The 1,745-nt window shown below is 64.5% G+C and carries 1 protein-coding gene; it reads right to left on the bottom strand.

The window, feature by feature from the left end; translation table 11 throughout:
* A partial coding sequence (locus tag AWB69_RS45050; protein WP_231937466.1) for an IlvD/Edd family dehydratase occupies positions 1-1,734 on the bottom strand: 1,734 nt, incomplete at its 3' end.
* Positions 1,735-1,745: the final 11 nt, after the last annotated feature.

Below are 1,745 nucleotides of genomic sequence, written 5' to 3'. Positions count from 1 at the left end.
CGTCTCGACGATGTTCAGGTACAGCGTGGCCGGTTCGAGGCACGCGCCGCTGCCGTGCTGTCCGACCATGCTGCGGTAGATCTCTTCCCATGGCGTCATGTTCTTCAGCACGGGCGGCTTCCATGCCGCGCGGCGTTGAGCAAGTTCAGCCTCGGGGATCATCAGGTCGACCTTGCGGGTCTTCAGGTCGATACGGATCTTGTCGCCCGATATAAGCAACGCAAGCCCGCCGCCAACGGCCGCTTCCGGCGACACGTTGAGAATGGACGGGCTCGCCGACGTGCCGCTCTGACGGCCGTCACCGAGCGTTGGCAAGGTGTCGATACCGCGCTTGAGCAGCGCCGCCGGCGGCTGCATGTTGACCACTTCCGCGCCGCCCGGAAAGCCTACCGGACCGCAATTGCGGATCACGAGGATCGAACGTTCGTCGACACCGGTCTCCGGGTCTTCAATGCGCGCGTGGTAGTCCTCCGGGCCTTCGAACACGACCACCTTGCCTTCGAACACATCGGGATGATTCGGGTCGGCGAGGAAGCGCTTGCGGAACGCGTCGTCGATCACGCTGACCTTCATGACGGCGCTGTCGAAGAGGTTGCCTGAGAGCACGACGTATCCGGCCGACTCCTTCAACGGGTTCGCATACGCGCGGATCACCTCGCGATCGGGCGTAGGCACAGCGGCAAGATCCTCGGCCAGCGTGCGCCCCGTCACCGTGCGCACGGCGCCGTTGAGCCTGCCTGCATCCAGCAGTTCCTTCATCACGGCCGGCACGCCGCCCGCGCGATGAAACGCTTCGCTAAGGAAACGTCCCGCAGGTTGGCAGTCCACCAGCAACGGGACCTCGGGACCAAGACGCTGCCAGTCTTCGAGGGTGTGATCGACACCCATGTGACGCGCAATCGCAATCATGTGAATCGGACAATTCGATGAAGCACCCAGCGCCGCTGCCGCGACCACGGCGTTTTCAAATGCGCCCTTGGTCATGATGTCCGAAGGACGCAGATTTTCTGCGACCATGCCGACGATGCGCTTGCCGGTGGCGTACGCCATCCACCCCCGTGCGCGATGCGGCCCGGGGATCGCCGCACAACCGGGCAGCGACATGCCGAGTGCTTCGGCCAGCGAGTTCATGGAGAGCGCGGTGCCCATGGTGTTGCAATGTCCGACCGAGGGGGCGGAAGAGGCCACCATGTCCATGAAACCTGGGTAGTCGATCTCGCCGGCGGACAAGCGTTTGCGCGCGTCCCAGATGACGGTTCCCGAGCCGGCAAGCTTGCCGTGATACCAGCCGTCGAGCATCGGTCCGCCCGAGAGCACGATGGCCGGAATGTTGACCGTGGCGGCGGCCATCAGGCAGGCGGGCGTGGTCTTGTCGCAACCGGTGGTGAGGACCACGCCATCGATCGGATAACCATGCAGGATTTCCACGAGACCGAGATAAGCGAGGTTGCGATCAAGTGCGGCGGTGGGGCGCTTGCCGGTTTCCTGGATCGGATGCACGGGAAACTCGAGCGGAATGCCGCCTGCGTCGCGGATGCCGTCGCGTACGCGGCTCGCAAGCTCGAGATGATGGCGGTTACACGGCGCGAGATCCGAACCCGTCTGCGCGATGCCGATGATCGGCTTGCCCGACTGCAACTCTTCGCGCGTGATGCCGTAGTTCATGTAGCGCTCGAGATACAGCGCGGTCATGCCGGGGTCGGAGGGATCGTCGAACCAGCGGCGGCTACGCAGGCGCGGCGTTG

The sequence above is a fragment of the Caballeronia udeis genome, from assembly GCF_001544555.2.
Lineage (GTDB): Bacteria > Pseudomonadota > Gammaproteobacteria > Burkholderiales > Burkholderiaceae > Caballeronia > Caballeronia udeis.
This window is presented reverse-complemented; position numbering and strand designations above follow the sequence as displayed.